14 protein-coding genes are annotated in these 15,686 nt (G+C 49.6%); 9 read left to right on the top strand and 5 right to left on the bottom strand.

Annotation, left to right across the window (positions count from 1 at the left end; all coding sequences use genetic code 11):
* Positions 1 to 60 precede the first annotated feature (60 nt).
* The 4 genes from argS to hslU all read left to right on the top strand — a co-directional run bounded on the left by argS (position 61) and on the right by hslU (position 4,371).
* Positions 61 to 1,803, top strand: a complete 1,743-nt coding sequence (gene argS, locus ACN0RF_RS10090; protein WP_417438901.1) for an arginine--tRNA ligase — start codon at positions 61 to 63, stop codon at positions 1,801 to 1,803.
* A 6-nt stretch (positions 1,804 to 1,809) separates the two neighbouring features.
* Positions 1,810 to 2,376, top strand: a complete 567-nt coding sequence (locus ACN0RF_RS10095; protein ID WP_417438902.1) for an SPOR domain-containing protein — start codon at positions 1,810 to 1,812, stop codon at positions 2,374 to 2,376.
* 83 nt (positions 2,377 to 2,459) lie between these two features.
* A complete protein-coding gene (hslV, locus tag ACN0RF_RS10100; RefSeq protein ID WP_011235683.1) occupies positions 2,460 to 3,017 on the top strand; it encodes an ATP-dependent protease subunit HslV in 558 nt (185 codons plus the stop codon).
* A gap of 1 nt (position 3,018) precedes the next feature.
* Positions 3,019 to 4,371, top strand: coding sequence for an ATP-dependent protease ATPase subunit HslU (gene hslU / locus ACN0RF_RS10105; protein WP_417438903.1), 1,353 nt, complete (start codon positions 3,019 to 3,021; stop codon positions 4,369 to 4,371).
* A gap of 23 nt (positions 4,372 to 4,394) precedes the next feature.
* Here the strand turns inward: hslU and ACN0RF_RS10110 are convergent, their stop codons facing one another.
* Positions 4,395 to 6,467, bottom strand: coding sequence for a putative bifunctional diguanylate cyclase/phosphodiesterase (locus ACN0RF_RS10110; protein ID WP_417438904.1), 2,073 nt, complete (start codon positions 6,465 to 6,467; stop codon positions 4,395 to 4,397).
* Positions 6,468 to 6,627: 160 nt separating this feature from the next.
* On the opposite strand from ACN0RF_RS10110, the gene rraA reads away from it, so the two are divergent.
* Complete coding sequence (gene rraA, locus ACN0RF_RS10115; RefSeq protein ID WP_417438905.1) at positions 6,628 to 7,113, top strand: ribonuclease E activity regulator RraA; 486 nt, start codon at positions 6,628 to 6,630, stop codon at positions 7,111 to 7,113.
* A complete protein-coding gene (locus ACN0RF_RS10120) occupies positions 7,110 to 8,159 on the top strand; it encodes a formimidoylglutamase (protein ID WP_417438906.1) in 1,050 nt (349 codons plus the stop codon). The genes rraA and ACN0RF_RS10120 overlap by 4 nt, the downstream gene beginning before the upstream one ends.
* Here the strand turns inward: ACN0RF_RS10120 and hutI are convergent.
* Positions 8,110 to 9,336, bottom strand: coding sequence for an imidazolonepropionase (gene hutI, locus ACN0RF_RS10125; protein WP_417438907.1), 1,227 nt, complete (start codon positions 9,334 to 9,336; stop codon positions 8,110 to 8,112). The genes ACN0RF_RS10120 and hutI overlap by 50 nt on opposite strands.
* Before the next feature lie 122 nt (positions 9,337 to 9,458).
* Here hutI and hutC point away from each other — a divergent pair, with 122 nt between their 5' ends.
* The 3 genes from hutC to hutH are packed head-to-tail and all read left to right on the top strand — an operon-like array spanning position 9,459 to position 13,385.
* On the top strand, positions 9,459 to 10,160 hold the full coding sequence (hutC, locus tag ACN0RF_RS10130) for a histidine utilization repressor (RefSeq protein WP_417438908.1): 702 nt from the start codon (positions 9,459 to 9,461) through the stop codon (positions 10,158 to 10,160).
* 3 nt (positions 10,161 to 10,163) lie between these two features.
* Complete coding sequence (gene hutU / locus ACN0RF_RS10135; RefSeq protein ID WP_417438909.1) at positions 10,164 to 11,840, top strand: urocanate hydratase; 1,677 nt, start codon at positions 10,164 to 10,166, stop codon at positions 11,838 to 11,840.
* Positions 11,841 to 11,849: 9 nt separating this feature from the next.
* Positions 11,850 to 13,385 carry a histidine ammonia-lyase gene (hutH, locus tag ACN0RF_RS10140; protein ID WP_417438910.1) on the top strand — a complete coding sequence of 512 codons (1,536 nt, stop codon included), beginning with the start codon at positions 11,850 to 11,852 and terminating at the stop codon, positions 13,383 to 13,385.
* Between the two features lie 10 nt (positions 13,386 to 13,395).
* Here the strand turns inward: hutH and ACN0RF_RS10145 are convergent, their stop codons facing one another.
* The 3 genes from ACN0RF_RS10145 to ACN0RF_RS10155 are packed head-to-tail and all read right to left on the bottom strand — an operon-like array spanning position 13,396 to position 15,651.
* Complete coding sequence (locus ACN0RF_RS10145; protein WP_417438911.1) at positions 13,396 to 14,298, bottom strand: YiiD C-terminal domain-containing protein; 903 nt, start codon at positions 14,296 to 14,298, stop codon at positions 13,396 to 13,398.
* Between the two features lie 5 nt (positions 14,299 to 14,303).
* Entirely contained in the window at positions 14,304 to 14,741 is a 438-nt protein-coding gene (dtd, locus tag ACN0RF_RS10150) for a D-aminoacyl-tRNA deacylase (protein WP_417438912.1), read from the bottom strand.
* A gap of 55 nt (positions 14,742 to 14,796) precedes the next feature.
* A complete protein-coding gene (locus ACN0RF_RS10155; protein WP_417439053.1) occupies positions 14,797 to 15,651 on the bottom strand; it encodes a virulence factor BrkB family protein in 855 nt (284 codons plus the stop codon).
* Positions 15,652 to 15,686: the final 35 nt, after the last annotated feature.

Consider the following 15,686-nt stretch of genomic DNA (forward strand, 5'->3'; position numbering starts at 1 on the left):
AGCGATTAAACTAAGCGCTTTGAATTTCCTCTTCGATTTTTCATACAGGTAGTCGCATTAATGAAAGAACAACTTGAACAGTTACTGGCCGAAGCCATTGGTCAACTTAAAGCACAAGGCACAATTCCGGCGGATCATTCAGTAAACATTCAGTTGGACCGACCCCGCGATAAGTCGCACGGTGACTTTGCGACAAACCTGGCATTAATGCTGGCAAAGCCGGCGAAATCGAACCCGCGTCAGTTGGCAGAAGCCATTGTTGCTGCGGTTCCGGAAAACTCTTTACTGTCAAAAATGGATATTGCGGGTCCCGGCTTTATTAACTTCACCATTTCGCAGGACCAACTGAAAGACCAGCTAACCGCAATGCTTAACAGCGACAGCCTGAACGTGGATGTGGCAGAAGAGAGCAAAACCATTGTTATTGACTACTCGTCGCCTAACCTGGCCAAAGAAATGCACGTCGGCCATTTACGTTCAGCCATTATTGGCGATGCGGTGTCCCGTGTGTGTGAGTTTTTAGGACACAAAGTGATTCGTCAGAACCACGTGGGCGACTGGGGTACGCAGTTCGGTATGCTGTTAGCTTACATGGAAGCACTGGATAATCAGTCGGCAGAATACGAACTGAGCAACCTGGAAACCTTTTATAAAGCGGCCAAGCAGCGTTTTGACGACAGCGAAGAATTTGCTGACCGCGCGCGCCAATTGGTGGTGAAACTGCAGTCGGGCGACGAATATTGCCTGAAGCTGTGGAATCAGTTTATTGATGTGTCACTGAGCCATTGTCAGGACGTATACGACCGTCTGGGCGTTAAACTGACTCGTGACGACGTGATGGCAGAAAGTGCCTACAACGATAAATTACCGGGCGTTATTGAGCACCTGCGTGAGAAAGGCCTGTTGACTGAAGATCAGGGCGCGCAGTGCGTGTTCCTTGAAGAATACAAAGGCAAAGAAGGCGAGCCGCTGCCAATTATTGTGCAGAAAAAAGGCGGGGGGTATCTTTATGCCACTACCGACTTAGCCGCCATTGAATACCGTCAGAAGGAACTGGGTGGCGACCATTTGATGTACTTTGTGGATGCCCGTCAGTCGCTGCATTTCGACCAAATATTCACGCTGGCGCGCAAAGCCGGTTTTGTGGAAGGCGATATACAGCTGAACCATTACGGTTTTGGTACCGTGATGGGTAAAGACGGCAAACCTTATAAAAGTCGTGACGGCGGTGTGACCAAGCTGGCTGATTTGCTGGATGAAGCCGAACGCCGTGCGCTGGAATTATTGCAGCAAAAAACTACTGACCTTAGCGAAGAGCAGCAAAAACGAGTTGCCGAAGTAGTGGGTATTAGCTCGGTTAAATACGCAGACTTATCGAAAAATCGCACCAGCGACTACGTTTTCGACTGGAACCACATGCTGACTTTTGAAGGCAACACGGCACCTTACCTGCTTTATGCTTTCACCCGCGTGAACAGTATTTTCGATCGTTTGGGTGACACCGCCTTTGACCGTAACGCTGATATTATTCTAAATGACGAACGCGAGCTGGCGCTGGCGAATCAGTTGGTCCGTTTTAACGAAGTACTGCATCAGGTTCAGGATAAAGCTATGCCGCATTTCTTATGCGGTTTCCTGTTTGATTTGGCCGGTCGCTTCTCTAGTTTTTACGAAGCCTGCCCAATTTTGAATCAGGAAGACGAAGCCCTTCGTAACAGCCGTCTGAAGTTGTCGATGTTAACCGCCAACGTACTGAAACAAGGCCTGGAATTACTGGGTATTCCAACCCTGGAGAAGATGTAACGCACTATGGATTACGCGAATCGTAAGCCAAAATCGCCAAAACGTAAGCCGGCTAAGAAAAAAGGAACCAATAAAAAACAGCAACGCGGGGCAAAACCGGTTGCTGAGCGAAAACCGGTGCCCTGGTTTGTGGTCGCTGTTGCCATTGGTCTCATTGCTTTCTTTACCTATATGCTGGTGCAAATTAGCGGTAAGTCTGAACAGGTTGAACAACCGCAGGTGCAACCGCCGCCGGCGGACTTATTGCCGGAGAAATCGGCTGAGCGCTGGCGTTACATTGAAGAGCTAAGAAGTAAAGAAGTGGAAGTGGATGTGCCGGAACGCGAAGTGGGTCCACCGAAACTCATGCAATGCGGCTCTTTCCGTCAGCAGAAGGACGCTGAAAGGTTACGTGCACAAATTGCGATGGCGGGGCTGGAATCTCAGGTGCGCTCGACTGAAGGCAGTAACGGGCTTTGGTACCGGGTTATTCTGGGTCCTTATGAAACCAAACGCGATGCCGAACGTGATCGCCATAAATTGCAGCGTAATCAGGTGTTTGGCTGCGCAATCTGGAACTGGAATATCGATTAGTCGACATTTACCATTGAAAAATACGATATAGACCCTCAAATACTTGTCATCGACGTCACTAAGACAAAAAAGAGGGTCTTGATTTGACTACTATCGTATCTGTTCGCCGCGGCGATAAAGTTGTTATTGGCGGTGATGGCCAGGTTTCTCTGGGTAATACCGTAATGAAAGGCAATGCGCGCAAAGTGCGTCGTCTCTACCACGATAAAGTGCTGGCTGGTTTTGCCGGCGGAACCGCTGACGCTTTCACCTTATTCGAACGTTTTGAGTCCAAACTTGAGCAACATCAGGGGAACCTGATGCGTGCGGCTGTGGAGCTGGCAAAAGACTGGCGTACCGACCGGGCGCTGCGCCGGCTGGAAGCATTGCTTGCGGTTGCTGACAAAGAAACGTCATTAATTATTACCGGTAATGGCGATGTTGTGCAGCCGGAGAATGATCTAATTGCAATTGGCTCCGGTGGGCCGTTTGCGCAGTCGGCAGCAAGAGCTTTGCTGGAAAATACTGACTTAAATGCCCGCGACATTGTGCAAAAAGCACTAACCATTGCAGGCGATATTTGCGTGTATACCAACGGCAACCAGACCATTGAAGAAGAAGAGTCTATTGCTGAAGACAAAACGAAGCAGGGGAAAAAATAAGATGTCTGAGATGACCCCAAGAGAAATTGTAGACGAATTAAACCGACATATTATTGGTCAGGATAAAGCCAAACGCGCTGTTGCCGTTGCTCTGCGTAATCGCTGGCGCCGGATGCAGCTGGATGACGAGCTGCGTCAGGAAGTCACACCTAAGAATATCTTAATGATAGGTCCTACCGGTGTGGGTAAAACGGAAATTGCCCGTCGGCTGGCGAAATTAGCGAAAGCGCCTTTCATTAAAGTGGAAGCGACTAAGTTCACAGAAGTGGGTTACGTGGGTAAAGAAATTGAATCCATTATTAAGGATTTAACCGACGTTGCTGTGAAACAAACGCGCGAAGAAATGATGCAAAAGGTACGTTACCGCGCTGAAGAAGCGGCGGAAGAGCGTATTCTGGATGTACTACTGCCACCGGCGAAGAAGTCTTCTTCTGGTTGGGCTCAGCAACAGGAAGAGACACCGGAAAACGATGACCAACGTGGTACTCGTCAGGTATTCCGTAAGAAATTACGTGAAGGCCAGCTGGACGACAAAGAAATAGAAATTGATTTAGCCATGCCGCAAATGGGTGTTGAAATTATGGCGCCGCCGGGTATGGAGGAAATGACGTCGCAATTGCAGAACATGTTCCAGAACATGGGCAGCGATAAGACCAAGGCGCGCAAAATGCGCATTAAAGACGCTTACAAACAGTTGGTTGATGAGGAAGCGGCGAAGCTGCTGAATCCTGATGACGTTAAAGAAGCCGCTATTGAGTCGGTTGAGCAGAACGGCATTGTCTTTTTAGATGAAATTGACAAGATTTGTAAGCGTGGTGATACCAGCGGACCAGATGTTTCCCGCGAAGGTGTGCAGCGTGACTTACTGCCTTTGGTTGAAGGTACCACGGTGAATACCAAGCACGGTATGATAAAAACCGATCATATTCTGTTTATTGCCTCTGGTGCATTCCAGATGAGCAAGCCTTCAGACCTTATTCCTGAATTACAGGGGCGTTTGCCTATTCGGGTTGAGCTGGAAGCACTGACCAGTGGTGACTTTGTTCGCATTCTGACTGAGCCAAGCGCGTCGCTGACCACTCAGTATCATGCTCTGCTGAACACTGAAGGCGTTGAGGTGAACTTTACTGAGGACGGTATTCAGCGCATTGCTGAAGTGGCCTTCCATGTAAACGAAACCACAGAAAATATTGGTGCGCGTCGCTTACATACGGTGCTGGAGCGTTTAATGGAAGAAATTTCCTTCCATGCTACTGACCACAGTGGCGAGAAACTGGTTGTTGATGCCGACTACGTGAATGAACATGTCGGTGAACTGTCGCAGGACGAAGACTTAAGCCGCTTCATCCTGTAAAAAACTCTGCAGAAATTGTAGAGCTAGAAAGCCGTTGCAAACTCTCCGGGTGGCAACGGCTTTTTGTCGCCCTGAATTTGGCGTTCAATAAACTGTTCAGCAAATTGCAGGCGCATTGGCGGTGAATAAAAATAGCCCTGCATCATGTCGCAACCCAGCTTTTGCAACATGTCCTGTTGTTCTTCGGTTTCAATTCCTTCGGCAATAACGCGTTTACCCAGACCGTGAGACAGCCGGATCATGGCTTTTAAAATGGTGACATCATTATTGTTTTGCTGAAGTTCGCTGACAAAGCTGCGGTCTATTTTAATTTTGTTAATAGGTAATGAGCGAAGGTAAGCCAGTGAAGAGTGGCCGGTACCAAAGTCATCAATAGAAATGCCAAAACCCATTTCCCGCAACCGCTGGATAACACTCATGCCGTTGTGTAAATCTGACATGGCAACGTTTTCAGTAATCTCAAGCTCCAGCCATTCGGGCGAAATACTGTAGTCTTCAAGCAGTTGCTGCATTTTTTCGATTAACTGGAAATGCTGAAATTGCGGCGCCGATAAATTCACCGCTACCGGCCAGCAGAGACCAAACTTTTGTTTCCACGAGGCGAGGATAGCCGCCGCGTGGTTTAGCACCCAGTCATCCAGCTCAGTGGAAAGTCCCAACTGCTCTATATATGGCAGGAACTCTGCCGGGCTCAGCAGGCCGCGATCAGGATGTTGCCAACGGATAAGGGCTTCAAAGCCGCAAAGCTGTTGATGGTCAAAATCAAACTGCGGCTGAAGATACAGGGTGAACTCATTCTCCCGCATCGCGCGTCGCAAAATTGGCTCCATATCAACCAGGTGGGAATACATCTCATCCATGCCCCGCTCATAAACGGTAACACTGGGCTGGTGTGATTGCTTCGCCTGAGTCAGCGCAATGGTTGCTTTATTCAGCAGAACTTCCGAGCGACTGCCGTGCTGAGGGTAGCGAGCAATACCAATACCCGCGGCGATATTCAGCGTTTTTTCGCCCACTTCAATGGGGTTACTAAGTGTGTCCTGAAGCTCTGTAGCTAAATCTTTTATAAGGCTGCGGCTTTTTAAATGATCAAAGGCAAGAGCGAAGACATCGCCGCTGATACGGGATACCGCCAGAGGCTGTTTGCGAAAGTTCTGCAGGCGTCGGGCAATTTCTTTTAACACCTGGTCACCACCGCGAATACCAATGTTTTCGTTAACCACTTTAAAGCGACTGACGCCAACAAGTATAATGGTTAATTGACGGTTGTTACTGCGGCAATACTCGATGAATAAAGGAATTTTACTAACCAGCTGATCACGGTTAGAGACTCCGGTCAGCGCGTCATGGGTGTGCAGATACTCAGCTCTTTGAATGGCGCGCACGGCGGTATTACGCTCAGATTCCAGCAACCAAATAATTATGCCGACAATGACGGCTGCAATGAGGATAACGGTGAGCAGTGACTGAAAGCTGAGGATCCAGTCTATGGCGTTGCCGGGCAAAAAGAAAATAGCAGCAAGTACAATAAAGTTTTTAAAGCCAATGCTGAAAAAGCCACCGGATACCAGTTTGGGGCCGATGCCGCCTCCTAATTTCCGCCACATAAGCAAGCTGATGGCGACTAACGCTAAGCCAGTGACCAGAAACCGCATAAATCCGGCATTGGGCGTGTTACCTGCATCGCTTATGGTGGGATCTAGCCAAAAATAGGAAATAATACCGCCCAGCAGTGACACCCCATAAGCTATATATTGCCAGTAATTTTGTGGTTTTTTATTAAAAGCGGCACAAGAGGCACCCAGGGCAATAAACGAAATGGCGAGGTACTGGCAAGTTAAAGCGACCCCTTGTAAACCACTGGACCAGCTAAGCGCAGACTCGGGCGCGACCATTGCGCTTCCGGCCAGAAAGGCTCTGATGATTTCTCCAGGACCAAATGCACAGCAGGCGAAAGCCCAGTAACCTAGATAATCACGTTGATAGTATCTATGGTAATACATCAGTAAAGCGGCAAATCCGAGCAGAAAAACTGCCTGTATTGAATGCGCAAAGGTCTCTATAGCCAGACTGGTCATGAGGTCGAGCTGGGGCATGAAAATAGCAATTCACTTTATTATTATTATGGTTAGTTAGATTAAACGGGTTTTTATTCTATAATTCAAGGGTTTCGTTGCCGCTATCAGGTTGCTTTTGTCCGCACCGGATAGCAGGTATACTGCCAGCTACTGCTATAGCAACGTCAGGAATACAATCATGGAATACAACACTTCAGAACTTTGCGATTTATACCCCGATATGGTCGATGTGGTTGAACCCATGTTTGAGTCTTACGGAGGCCGCAGCTCTTTTGGCGGAAGTTTAGTTATTATCAAGTGCCATGAAGACAAAGGGCTTATTGAGGAAACCATTGCCGGCGACGGTGGTGGGAAGATTCTATTGATTGATGGTGGTGGTTCATCACGCCGCGCTCTGGTTGATGCAGCCATTGCTGAGCAAGCCATGGATAACGACTGGGAAGGCATTGTCTGTTACGGTGCCGTGCGCGAAGTCGACGCGCTGGAAGAGCTGGATATTGGTATTCTGGGCGTTGCTTCTATTCCGGTTGGAGCTATTAGCGAAGGCGTGGGTGAGCTGAACGTGCCGGTAAACTTTGGCGGTGTGACTTTTCTGCCGGAAGACCACCTTTATATCGATACTACTGGCGTTATCTTGTCTCCGGAACCATTAGATATTGAATGATGAGTGACATCTCTTACTTAGAACTGACCGACCCGGCAAAATGGGTCACGGTACGTGAGCAGGAAACTAAAATTGGTCAGGCTATTCGGGGGCTCTCTGAAGAGGGTACTTACGAAGAGAGTCTGGCGGAAGCCTGGGAAGACGGTCAGCGCGTAGCGCTAGTGGGTATTCCCGAAAGTATTGGGGTGCGAGCTAACCTTGGTCGCGCTGGCGCCGATGACGGCTGGCAGGCTTTTTTGAAAAGCTTCTTAAACCTGCAAAAAACCGGCCTACTTTCTACGCACGAATTGTTGCTGGTTGGAGCGGTTAATTGCGACGACTTAAACGAAAAGGCAGCTGAACTCGATGCTGCAGACGCTCATGATCTCGCTACCTTACGTGAGCTTTGTGCGCAGGTTGATGCCCGCGTCGAGAAAATTCTGACACCGTTGTTCGAGCAGGGTTTTGAGGTCATTGTTATCGGCGGGGGGCACAATAATGCGTATCCGCTACTGAAAAGCTTACATAAAGTGACAAAGGAAGCTTGTGGTGCGGTCAATTTAGACCCTCATGCAGATTTCCGTCCGCGCGAAGGCCGTCATTCGGGCAATGGCTTTAGTTACGCTTATATGGAAGGCGCGCTGGAGTTTTATCATATTGTTGGTCTGCATCAGGGTAAGAACTCAGCCAGTAGTCTGCGTCAGCTGCAGGATGCGGGAATGCGTTACCATACCCTGCACCGCTTATATGAGCGTTCATTTGTCGAGGTAATGGACGAAGTAGTCTCGAAAGCCGTGTCCTGGCAGCGACCTCTTGGTATTGAGGTAGACGTTGATGCATTAAATGCCGTACCGGCTAGTGCTGTAAACTATGTTGGCTTAAGTCTGGGCCAGGGTTTTCAGTACGTTAAGCGTTTAGCTGAGGTGAACGAAGCGCGTTATTTACACCTTGCCGAAGCCGCGCCGTCATTGTGCAGTGCAGGCTTCGACGAAGGTATGAAAATATGCGGACAGTTGCTTAGCGAGCTGACCACGGCTTATTTACACGGTCGTGAGCGACGCCGTTAAACCACAAGGTTTTTAACGGGTTCACGCCAAACTGGTAAGTGAGCTCAGCGGCGTCTTTGCAATTCCAGAGTGCTAAATCTGCGTAACAGCCTTCTGCAATAACGCCGCGCTGGTTCTCGCCTAATGCTTTTGCTGCATTGACGGTAACGCCCCGCAGACACTCTTCCGGCGTCATGTGGAAGAAGGTTGCAGCCATTTGCAGCATTAACGGTAGGTTGTGAATCGGCGATGAACCCGGGTTTGCGTCGGTGGCAATAGCCATGGGTACAGCATGTTTTCGCAGTAACTCAACCGGCGGTTTTTGCGTGTCACGCAGGAAGTAAAATGCGCCGGGCAATAACACCGCCACAGTGCCATTTTCAGCCATGGCTTTCACACCCTCTTCATCCAGTTGCTCAAGATGATCAGCCGATAAAGCCTGATAGTCCGCGGCCAGCTTGGCACCTTTCTGATTGGTGATTTGCTCGGCGTGAAGCTTAATTGGTAGTCCTAACTCTTTTGCCGCTTTAAACACTTTTTCGGTTTGTGCCGGACTAAATCCAATGCTTTCACAAAAGGCGTCAACGGCGTCGACCAGGCCTTCATTAGCCAGTGTGGGTAAAATGTTTTGAATAATTTCTTCAATATAGCCGTCGGCGTTCTCACTAAACTCTTCGGGCACCGCGTGCGCGGCCAGCAACGTCGTTTTAATGTTGACCGGTAGCTGCTCGGCGAGCTGGCGAGCCACGGTCAACTGTTTGCGCTCGTTTTCTAAGTCCAGTCCGTAACCGGACTTCACTTCTATGGTCGTCACCCCTTGCGACATAAGCGTTTCTGCGCGCTCTAAAGCCAGTTCCAGTAACTCTTCTGCGGAGGCTTCGCGGGTGGCTTTAACGGTACTTTTGATACCACCGCCCTGCTCGGCAATTTCCTGGTAGCTGGCACCGTGCAGACGTTGCGCGAATTCGTTAGCGCGGGACCCGGCCCAAACCAGGTGAGTGTGACAATCAATTAACCCGGGAGTCAGCAGGCCGCCGTTACCGTCAATCACTTCCGCAGTCGGGGTAGCGGGGGCGTCAAAAGCGGCACCCACAAATTCAATTTTGCCCTTATTAATAATGACTGTAGCGTCCTGGATAAGGCCATAACCCTTATCATCCGTCATTGTCGCTGCGTTGATATTTTCTATGCGTTGCATAACAGTCCTTTAAGGTTGGTTCTGATAAAAGAGTAGCAAAAGCTGCTTGTATATACAATTATTCTGAACTAGACTTTTAGCCTCAAAACATCGAATCATGTCATTTACATGTTGGGGTCGGGATGAACAAGTTCTCAAAGATAAAACAGCACATTTATCTGAAGATAGAATCCGGTGAGTGGCCTGAAAACCACCCTGTCAGTTCAGAAAACGCTTTATCGGCGCAGTTTTCTGTCAGTCGAATGACGGCCAGGCGCGCGCTACAGGAACTGGCCGACGAAGGTCTGGTCATTCGCACCCAGGGCTCTGGTACCTACGTTGCGCCAATTAAGTCACAAACCTCATTTATGGCCATTCGCAATATTGCCGATGAAGTGCGTTCACGAGGTCACGACTATCGGGCCAAAGTTCATCTGCTGAAAGAACAGCCGGCCTCGACTCAGGTAGCTGAAGCGCTGGAGCTGGAAGAAGGTAGTCCGGTGTTTCATTCGTTAATCACCCACTTCGAAAACGACCTGCCGGTGCAGCTGGAAGAGCGTTTTGTTAACCCGAAACTGGTTCCCGATTACCTTAAGCAGGATTACAGCAAGGTGACTCCGCACGAATATTTATGCGTGGTCAGCCCGCTTACCGAAGCCAGTCATCAAATTGAAGCCATTCTGCCGGTCAATACTCTCTGCCAATACTTAAGTATCGACCGTCACGAACCTTGTCTCAGAATTTTGCGCCGCACCTGGAGCTCTGGTGGCGTGGTGACTTTCGCCACTCTGACCCATCCGGGTTCCCGCTTTAAGTTAGGCGGCCATTTAACTTTTAAGGAGTAAGTTATGTCATTCACCCGTTTGGATAGAAGTCGCAAAATTAGCGCACCTCATGGAACCGAGCTAACCACCTGCAACTGGCAGGTTGAAGCTGCAAAGCGGATGCTAATGAACAATCTGGATGACGAAGTTGCCGAACATCCACAGGCGCTGGTTGTTTACGGCGGAATTGGTCGTGCAGCGCGCAGCTGGGAATGCTATGACAAAATTATTGAAACTTTAGAGCGCTTGAAACCCACCGAATCGCTGCTGATTCAGTCCGGTAAGCCGGTGGGTGTTTTCCCGACGCATGAAGATGCGCCTCGTGTATTGATTGCGAACTCTAACCTGGTGCCGGAATGGGCGAATTGGGAGCACTTTAACGAACTCGATAAGAAAGGCCTGATGATGTACGGCCAGATGACCGCGGGCTCTTGGATTTACATTGGTTCACAAGGCATTGTGCAGGGCACTTACGAAACCTTTGGGTCGGTTTCGCGTCAGCACTTTAACGGTGATGCGAAAGGTAAGTGGGTACTTACTGGTGGTCTTGGTGGTATGGGTGGTGCGCAGCCATTGGCGGCAACCATGGCCGGTTTTTGTATGCTGGCTGTTGAATGTGACGAGTCACGTATCGATTTCCGTTTGCGCACCGGTTATGTGGACCATAAAGCCACTAACTTAGACGATGCGTTAAAACTGATTAACGACGCCATGGCGAAAGGCGAAGCGATTTCAGTGGGCTTATTGGGTAACGCCGCTGACGTTTATGCGGAATTGCAGCAGCGGGGCGTAACGCCGGATGTGGTCACTGACCAAACGTCTGCGCATGACCCTCTGCATGGCTATTTGCCACAAGGTTGGACTCTGGAAGAATACAAAGCCAAGCAGGAAAGCGATGCCACCGGTACGGTAAATGCTGCGAAAGAATCCATGGCGGTACAGGTGCGCGCTATGCTGCACTTCCAGAAAGAAGGCGCCGCGGTACTGGATTACGGCAACAACATTCGCCAGATGGCCAAAGACGTGGGTGTGGATAACGCCTTTGATTTCCCCGGATTTGTTCCGGCTTATATTCGTCCGCTGTTCTGTGAAGGTATTGGCCCGTTCCGCTGGGTTGCGCTTTCGGGTGACCCGGAAGACATTTACAAAACCGACCAGAAAGTCAAAGAACTGATTCCGGACAATGAGCACCTGCACAACTGGCTGGATATGGCCAAAGAACGCATTAGCTTCCAGGGCTTGCCGTCCCGTATTTGCTGGATTGGCCTCAAAGACCGTGCCCGCATTGCCCGTGCGTTTAACGACATGGTGAAAAGCGGCGAGCTGAAAGCGCCGGTGGTTATTGGTCGTGATCACCTGGATTCTGGGTCAGTTGCCAGCCCTAATCGCGAAACCGAAGCTATGCAGGACGGATCTGATGCGGTATCGGACTGGCCGCTGCTAAATGCTTTGCTGAATACAGCAGGCGGCGCGACCTGGGTGAGCCTGCACCATGGTGGTGGTGTGGGCATGGGTTACTCACAGCACGCCGGTGTGGTGATTGTCGCCGACGGTACTGAAGAAGCTGACAAACGGTTAGGCCGGGTGCTGTGGAACGATCCGGGCACTGGCGTTATGCGTCATGCCGACGCCGGATACGATATTGCGAAAAACTGCGCCCGTGAACAAGGGCTTGATTTACCTATGCTGGATACGAAGTAAGGAGGTTGCATGAGTCATTTTGAATTACAGCCAGGACAGTTGCAGTTAAGCGAACTGCGCAACTGGTTTTATCAGCATCAGACACTGAAGCTGTCTGATGAAGCGAAAGACAACATTGCGACCTCGGCAAAAACCGTGGCGGATGTGCTGGAGCAGGGGCGAGTGGTTTACGGTATTAATACCGGTTTTGGGCTGTTGGCGAATACTCGTATTCCACCTGAGCGTCTGACTGATCTGCAGCGTCGTATTGTGTTATCGCACGCTGCGGGAACCGGCGATTTAATGGAAGACGCCGTGGTGCGGTTAATGTTGTTGTTGAAAATTAACTCTCTGTCGCGTGGCTTTTCGGGTGTGCGTCCGGTGTTGGTTGATGCGCTGATAAAACTGTTAAACGCCGAAGTGTACCCCTGCATTCCGGAAAAAGGTTCAGTGGGCGCATCTGGTGATTTAGCACCACTGGCTCACATGGTGTTGCCGTTAGTGGGTGAAGGTACAGTTCGTCACAATGGCGAGGTACTAAACGCTGAGGAAGGTTTAAGAATAGCGGGTATTGAGCCCTTTGAACTGGCACCGAAAGAAGGTCTGGCTCTGTTAAACGGTACTCAGGCATCAACAGCATTAGCGTTGGCAGGCCTGTTCCGAATTGAGCGTAATTACCATGCAGCCATTGTGGTGGGTGCGACCTCTGTGGAAGCGGCAATGGGTTCGCGTGCGCCGTTTGACGAACGTGTACACGCCGTGCGTGGACAGCCGGGGCAAATTAAAGCCGCCGAAATGCTGCGTCACGTGCTGACTGACAGCTCTGAAATTGCTAAAGACCACGAGAACTGCGAGAAAGTGCAGGACCCGTATTCTCTGCGTTGTCAGCCTCAGGTAATGGGTGCGGTGCTAGACCAAATTGAGCATGCCTCGGGTATTTTAGTGCGCGAAGCCAACGGTGTTACTGACAACCCACTGGTGTTCAGCGAAGAGCAGGATATTATTTCCGGTGGTAACTTCCACGCAGAGCCTGTCGCTATGGCAGCCGATATTCTGGCCATTGCTGCCAGCGAAATTGGTGCCTTGTCAGAGCGTCGTAGTGCCCTGCTCATAGACAGCCATTTAAGCAAGTTGCCCGCGTTTTTGGTGAATGATGGCGGAGTAAACTCAGGCTTTATGTTGGCGCAGGTTACCGCTGCAGCATTGGCGTCAGAAAACAAAACCCTGGCGCATCCCGCTTCGGTGGATAGCCTGCCAACTTCTGCTAACCAGGAAGACCATGTGTCGATGGCAACCTTTGCAGCGCGCCGATTAACGGACATTGCTAAAAACGTCAGCGACATTATTGCTATTGAGTGGTTAGAAGCAGCTCAGGGTCTGGACTTCCGTCGTCCTTTAAAAGGTGCGGCTGCGGTTGAAACTGCGTTTAACTGTTTGCGTGAGCAAGTGGCTTATTATGCTGAAGACCGTTTCTTTGCGCCTGATATTAAAGCGGCTAGCGACCTGATTCAAAATGGCGAGTTAGCGGCAGTGGTGCAACTACCGCATATTCTGTCCGAGACTTAAAATTGCGGGGTTAATCCCGCTTTGCTAAAACCACAAAGCGGCCGGTAAATTCTGCTACCGGCTGCTCTTCATCTAATATTTGCGCTTTTAGTGTTAAACGGGCATTTTTCCCCTGCTTTAACGCGGAGAAGTCACCGGTAACGTCGCTTAACCGTGCTATTGCCCTGGGTTCCTGGGTAACCGGTTTGTGGTAATGAATGTTACCATCACCTAATACCACTGCCCCTTCCAGTTCCCGCTCTAACAACTGTAAATGCAGCAACCCCCAGCAGGTTAAAGTACCCAGTGAGTAAATGCTGCCGGCAAACATGGTGCCGTGTACATTAATGTTTCGCGAGAGTACCGCGCGGGTTTCGAATACACGACCCGTATACTGATGAATTTTAATGCCCATGGCATCGGAAATAGGAATGTCTTCCTGCCAGGTTTTCTGTAGTTCGGTGCACCATTCAGGCCGATAAATAATGCGGTTGTACTCAGTGAAGGACTTACGTAAATGATGTTCTGCCATGGGGTTATTTACGGTATCGGCTTCTTCCGCTACGTCGTAACCACATTTCTTGTAAAAGCCAATAGTGTTGTCGCGTGAGTTGATCACGACATGTGTTGCGCCTTCTTTTCGCGCAGCAAGCTCAAGAGCGTAGATAATAGCAACCCCATGCCCTTCCCCACGGTACTCCGGCGCAACCGCCATAAAACGTATTTGGGCTTCTTCCGGGCTATTAAAGTGGAGCCGCCCGACCGCGACGGGTTCCTCTGCTTCATTTACCACCATTCGGTGATGACCAACCTGGTCGTACTCGTCTTGTTCAGAGCCTAAAGGGCGTTGAAAAGGCTCGCGCAGAACCCGCCAGCGAAGGTAGTAATAACGTTCGAGTTGTTCGTCTGTTTCCGGAGTAATGACGCGATACATAGGTGTTATACCTTCAATTCAAATGTGACCGGGCCGTCATTGACCAACTCAACCTGCATATCTGCTGCAAAACGTCCGGTTTCTACCGGCAAGCCTTGCGCCGACATTTGTTCACAAAAAAACTGATATAAATGCAGGGCCTGGTCGGGCGTTGCCGCTGAAGAAAAGCTGGGACGCCGACCTTTACGAGTATCGGCTGCTAAGGTGAATTGAGAAACCACTAAAACTTCGCCCTGCGCATCGATAACACTATCATTCATTTTATCTTCAGCGTCACTAAATACGCGATAATTGGCTATGCGTTGAGCTAATTTGGCTGCACTGGCTTCGTCGTCTTTGTGTTCAACACCTAATAAGATTAACAGCCCTGGCCCGATAGAACCGACCAGTTCATCGGCAACAGTAACTTTGGCACGGCTAACGCGCTGAATGAGTCCGATCATGAGTACATACCTTTCAAAGACAGAACGGCTATGGTCGGTGAAAATTCAAAGCAGGTCAATCAGACTTCGACTCAGGCTGCTGTAACTGATATTCCTCTAAACTCACAGTTAAAACGGCACCAATGAGTACGATTGACCATGACAGATATATCCATACGATAAGAATTGGGATGGTTGCCAGTGCGCCATAAATAGCCTGATAAGTCGGGAAAAAGGTAATGTACAGGGAGAATAATTGCTTACTCAGTTCGAACAGGAGCGCCGCAATAACCGCCCCAAAGGCCGCATAACGAAACTTAACCTGACGATTTGGTACCAGCTGATACATCAACACAAAGAACACAAAAGAAGTGATAACTGGAACAAACCACAGCACAAAATTTTGCACGCCGGATACGTATTCGTCGGCGAACTGACTGAGTGAAATAAAGTACGAGGTTGCGGCGAGCCCAGAGCCGATCAGAACCGGCCCCAATGTAAGCAGCATCCAGTACACAGCAAAAGAGACCAACCAATGGCGCTTGCTTGAATCCCGCCAGATATTATTCAGCGCCTTATCAATGGCCGACATGAGCATAATGGCGACAATAAACAGGAAACCGACACCAATTGCTGTCATCTTGGAGGCATTAGTCACAAACTCGTTAAGATACTCCTCCAGTTGTTCACCCGAGGTAGGGAGTAAGTTAGCAAATATTGCCTGTTCCAGGTTTTCCTGCAACTCTTCAAACATAGGGAAAGCTGAAAAAACCGTAAACATAACGACTAGCAGAGGCACCAGCGACAGCATACTGACGTAGGTCAGGTGGCCTGCGGTAATATTGGTATTGTCGCTGTTAAACCTTTGCCCAAAGTACTTTAGAAAGCCTAAGGTGTGGTTGAAATACGATTTCCATTCAATTTGCTTCATGGTGTATTGAGCTAATCCAGTTTTATTCACGTAGG

Origin of the sequence: Idiomarina sp., assembly GCF_048260185.1 — a bacterium.
Lineage (GTDB): Bacteria > Pseudomonadota > Gammaproteobacteria > Enterobacterales > Alteromonadaceae > Idiomarina.

Excerpts from the sequence above, each read along its gene's own strand:
- argS (WP_417438901.1), top strand. The coding sequence starts at position 61 with ATGAAAGAACAACTTGAACAGTTACTGGCCGAAGCCATTGGTCAACTT.
- ACN0RF_RS10095 (WP_417438902.1), top strand. The coding sequence starts at position 1,810 with ATGGATTACGCGAATCGTAAGCCAAAATCGCCAAAACGTAAGCCGGCT.
- hslU (WP_417438903.1), top strand. The coding sequence starts at position 3,019 with ATGTCTGAGATGACCCCAAGAGAAATTGTAGACGAATTAAACCGACAT.
- ACN0RF_RS10110 (WP_417438904.1), bottom strand. The coding sequence starts at position 6,467 with ATGCCCCAGCTCGACCTCATGACCAGTCTGGCTATAGAGACCTTTGCG.
- rraA (WP_417438905.1), top strand. The coding sequence starts at position 6,628 with ATGGAATACAACACTTCAGAACTTTGCGATTTATACCCCGATATGGTC.
- ACN0RF_RS10120 (WP_417438906.1), top strand. The coding sequence starts at position 7,110 with ATGATGAGTGACATCTCTTACTTAGAACTGACCGACCCGGCAAAATGG.
- hutI (WP_417438907.1), bottom strand. The coding sequence starts at position 9,336 with ATGCAACGCATAGAAAATATCAACGCAGCGACAATGACGGATGATAAG.
- hutC (WP_417438908.1), top strand. The coding sequence starts at position 9,459 with ATGAACAAGTTCTCAAAGATAAAACAGCACATTTATCTGAAGATAGAA.
- hutU (WP_417438909.1), top strand. The coding sequence starts at position 10,164 with ATGTCATTCACCCGTTTGGATAGAAGTCGCAAAATTAGCGCACCTCAT.
- hutH (WP_417438910.1), top strand. The coding sequence starts at position 11,850 with ATGAGTCATTTTGAATTACAGCCAGGACAGTTGCAGTTAAGCGAACTG.
- ACN0RF_RS10145 (WP_417438911.1), bottom strand. The coding sequence starts at position 14,298 with ATGTATCGCGTCATTACTCCGGAAACAGACGAACAACTCGAACGTTAT.
- dtd (WP_417438912.1), bottom strand. The coding sequence starts at position 14,741 with ATGATCGGACTCATTCAGCGCGTTAGCCGTGCCAAAGTTACTGTTGCC.
- ACN0RF_RS10155 (WP_417439053.1), bottom strand. The coding sequence starts at position 15,651 with ATGAAGCAAATTGAATGGAAATCGTATTTCAACCACACCTTAGGCTTT.